At 48.3% G+C, this 4,368-nt stretch carries 3 protein-coding genes and 1 pseudogene; all 4 read right to left on the reverse strand.

The features are described 5' to 3' along the window. Positions 1-584: 584 nt before the first annotated feature. Entirely contained in the window at positions 585-965 is a 381-nt protein-coding gene (locus tag ADK28_RS31160; protein ID WP_152929589.1) for a hypothetical protein, read from the reverse strand. Continuing rightward, positions 962-3,163, reverse strand: a complete 2,202-nt coding sequence (locus ADK28_RS01300) for a glycosyl hydrolase 108 family protein (protein ID WP_048794674.1) — start codon at positions 3,161-3,163, stop codon at positions 962-964. Before ADK28_RS01300 ends, ADK28_RS31160 begins: the two co-directional genes overlap by 4 nt. A 70-nt stretch (positions 3,164-3,233) precedes the next feature. Beyond that, a pseudogene (locus tag ADK28_RS29565) lies at positions 3,234-3,623 on the reverse strand (PAAR domain-containing protein); the annotation flags it as partial. Positions 3,624-3,632: 9 nt separating this feature from the next. Beyond that, positions 3,633-4,368, reverse strand: a 736-nt coding sequence (locus tag ADK28_RS01305) for a bacteriophage T4 gp5 trimerisation domain-containing protein (RefSeq protein ID WP_048794675.1), incomplete at its 5' end; no start/stop codon positions are given.

Raw genomic sequence — 4,368 nt, forward strand, 5'->3', positions numbered from 1 at the left:
AGAGACAGCCCTTCCGTCAGCAGCAGTGTGATGGCTCAGCGTTATAATCACAGACTATGGAAATTTAAAATCATTATCTCTCACTGAACTATCTGAAACATCTTCAATACTACTACTTTTAACATCCTCACTACCAAAAGAATTAGAAATATAAGAGTTCAAAACTAAAGAATCACCGTTTTTCTTTACATCTAAAACGCAACTGCATTTGGTTTTTCTTCTGGGACACCAAGAACGTAATCATATTCCCCTCGGCTAAATCAAAAATATGTAGTGTACGTCCATTGATCAATCCATCTTTTTAGCTTTCTATCTTGACTAAAATTCACTCTTAACTCTTCCTTTTCATTCATCTTAAAAGAATAATAAAGATAGCCTTTCTTTTCATTAACATAAAATAAAGCAGTTCGATGTGTATTACCTTTCAATGCACATGATGCAATAATTATCTCATCTAAGCCACATTCATCCGCATAACTATGAAGTGAATACATAAAAAAGAGTAAATAAAACTATTTTCATAAAAAAAATTCTCACATAACTCATAGGCAGCACGACGTGCAAAGAGTCCACGCATCATTTACTCAATTAGAACAGCCATTATTTTTCCTCACTAAAATCAATTTAGGAATATGCATATTGAAGTCATCAAACGGCCTGGAGTTAGTGATTATCAAACTGATCTTTCCATCAAAAAAATTCAACCGCCCCTCACCACTCCCCCCAAATGAGATCACGCCAGTATCTCCATCAAGAGTTCCGGAGACAGTGGACGATTCTTTATCACAATCGATTCTATTGCCATTAGCATTAATAAAACAATAATGACCATTAACCTTTCCATTATCTTGAGTAAGATTTAACGTGTATGATGAGTTTTTATCTATAAACGCCCAACATCCTGTAAAATCACTTGCATTACAGGACAAACCCCAAAAACAAAGAAAAAATATAGAATATTTCACACATCCGCCTGTAAACAATCATCAACTCGCCCCAACCAACCATTTAAGAATTTGGTTTGCGTATTTTGAATACCATCAGTAACTGTAAGAGACCTGTAGTAGCTTTTACGCACATTAGCTAAATGATGAAGAAAAGAATTTTGATCACTAATTGAATTAATACAATGAACCATCGAATCATCCATAACGTTACTCACTTGCAATTTGGAGTCATATTCTGTGCTAATAAGTTTCCTAACCTCTCGAATAGCCCATCGAGACGTTATAGTCCAGTCATATATCATCAATGCAACCTTTGTATTTTCCAGCTTACAAAAACCTCGAGGTTCCCAGTAGTGTTTATAGTAAATAACTTCTGCTTGTTCTTTCGTCATTGCTTTAAGAGACTGTGATGAGGGGTGAATACCTAGATCGCTAAAAGCAAATGATTTCCACGTCGAAAATGTAATCCCCATGTTTGTTTCTCCACCTTTATCATCAGGATCATCAACATACCCTCCTTCATGTTTAAGTATTATTGGTGAGATTTTTGCAAATAGTTCTCGACATCTATTTACCGGCTCACAAATAGCTGTCAGAAACTCCACAGGGTGAAAATGCCACACCGCTTCGTCCTTGCTGAACTCCGGCACCTGACTCATCCACTCATGAGCATCCAGCCACTGCTGAACATAAGCTAAAGACTCACCTGTCATTGTGGCAAGCACACCATTCCATTTTGGATTTTTACTGCCGCCGTGCCATTCACTCTCATGCTTTACCACCAGCCTGCGCAGGAAAAAATCAACGTACTGATTCCGGTGCCGTAACATGTCGGATACAGAGTCCCGATTCTCGTTCTGTATATTCTCCGGAGTGTTCACCTTTTCCAGCTCGTCAGCCATTCTGGTGTAATACACCTGCAGCTGCCCCGACTCCAGGTCACGTCCGGCCCAGAGCTGGCTACCCAGCCAGCGGAACGCATCAATGACCCACTGCGTTTCCAGACTGCGGAGCTGATTTCTGAGAGGCTCCTGCCCCACGGCTTTGAATTTCAGTTTCGCCAGATCGTTCTGGCTCACCGTTTCCACATCATCCTTGCGTATCCAGGTGCCGGGACGGATTTGCAGATACACCACGCTGGCGCTGTCTGTCGCAGATTTGGCTGATTCGGCCGGGATGATATCTGCGGCATCCCCCCGGTTCGTCAGCCCCACCGGCTCAAAGGTATGACTGCTCCCTTTTTCTTCGCACTGGTAGAGTTGTTTCCCTTCAGGAACCAGCAAAAACTGGCGCCCCGTATGCAGCTGCCCCGGGTTATTAAGAAACAGCGGCATCCTGCCATCGTTGCTCAGCACCTCGATGTGCGAGAACCAGTCTGCTGTTACATTGCTGAACTCGTCCGGTACTTCCTCTTTGCCCAGAAATCCAATCGCATCACCGGCCTTAATGGCCGTCATCACCGAAGGACACACCACGGTATCAAACTGCCCCTTATTCAGCGCCACCGCCATCCATCCCGGTAAGTAACCGTACTGTTCGCCAATCGGCTCAACATAGGCCGGACGGGCGGAGGTCCAGAACTTGTCCCCCACAGGTGCGCCGTCTTTCAGCCTTTGCGCCAGACCAAACACTTCCGCCTGCCCGTTGTGCAGCAGGAACGTTTCCTGCCGTTCAATCAGCACCTGCTCACCGCTGTGAAGACGGGCTTTATGAGAGACTTCGGGGGGCACTGTCTGCCCCGACACTTCACTGCCGCTGTACTGGCGCATGATAAGACCGTTGCCCTTTGGGGTCACCTGATACACCGTCCATTTCGGGTAACAGGAGAGCGGCGTAAGGTGCATGTATAACGTGTAAAAGCACAGCCAGGTGGACGCGTCTGTTGCAGGTTTATGTACTGAGCGCACCAGCAAAAATGACGGTGAATACTGCAGCGGTTTGTCCCCAAGGTTACCCATAACGTAATCCTGGCATACGCGCCAGGCCACCAGTTCTCCGCTGGCAATACACTGCAGCGGTACCGCATCGTCACCGGTATCCGGCGTCAACACCGACCAGGGGGCAGTATTGCGGCTGATATGTATACCACCGTGCCACATGTCATTGGAGCCCGACAGCCAGCGCCCGTGTTTTTCCTGGCGCAGCAGAGTCAGTATTTCCTCCTGACTGTCAAAGTTTTTGCCGTTAGCCTGCCTTATCGGATAACGTGTTTCCATCGGAACGACCTTTTTATCTAATCAATGATTTTCAGCGAGAGATAAGCTTTCTCACATCAGGAAGGGGTTCTGGTGTCAGCGCAGGCGACAGACCCAGTAACGGAGCACGGTCAAGTACAGCCTGCTTCGCACAGTCATGAACCGGAGATTTCCAGGGCGTGTCACCGATAATGACGTTACCGCTGCCGGAGGCAATCATGCCGCCACAGCCAATCGCATCACCGATACGTGCGGCGGGTTTCCCGTTAAAGCGCACCGTTGATGACCCCGCGGAAATAGACCGCGAATGCATACCATGCGGCGTGTTGGGGCACGGGCAACCATGGAGGGCCACCGAGTCGCCCTGACGGACAGCCGGCACCCCGTTGATACGAATATCGGGACTTCCTTCAATAACCGGCGTATCCGGAAAACACGCGTGGCCTTGTCCGGTATCACCCAGTCGTGCAGCGCCTGGCATAATGCCTCCTTAAGGGCGTAATGGTGCATCCGGCAGCGAAGGTGCCGCCGGTGATTCAGGTTCAACAGAGACCGGGGCTGTCCCGACGCCCGGGCTTCCCCCTTCATTCACTTTGACAAGATTGCCCTGCAGGGTAATGCCCGACTCATCTATCTTCATGAACCCTCCCGGACCTTTGACGGTGAAGGATTGTCCTGCTTCCAGTACGATATCCGTGGCTTTGAGGTAATGATCGTTATTCACCACCGTGCGCTGGTTAGCGCCAATGATGGCTTCTTCAGACCCGGTTAGCGTGGTCTGACGGCTGCCCTCAATGCGGGTCACCTCACCGCCACCGATAAAGCGCTTAAAGGACTGGGTAATACTCTGAATAAAATTGCGCCCGATGGACTGATGGTGATCCTGGTGGATCTGTTCGTAATCATCCTGCCCCACGGTACGATGGCTGTGCCTGTCTATACGTTCAAACTTATCCTGCACAACGCTCAGATGCTGATCGTTTCCCACGCTCTGCCGGTGGTTGTTATTGATGACGGTGTCATGGTCTTTCTGGGCATGAAGAAACACCTGCTCGCGCGTCGCGGCATCTTCAAAACTCAGTTCGTTAAACCCGGTTCCCTGATGCGTATCCGTGCGAATGACGGTACGGGTTTTATTGTGCGGCAGCACATAAGGCGCCAGATTGGTCGCATGGTACGTACGCCCGGTAACGATCGGCTGATCCGGATCCCCTTCCAGAAAGCTC

The organism is Serratia sp. 506_PEND (genome assembly GCF_001076875.1).
In the GTDB taxonomy this organism is placed as follows: domain Bacteria; phylum Pseudomonadota; class Gammaproteobacteria; order Enterobacterales; family Enterobacteriaceae; genus Serratia; species Serratia marcescens.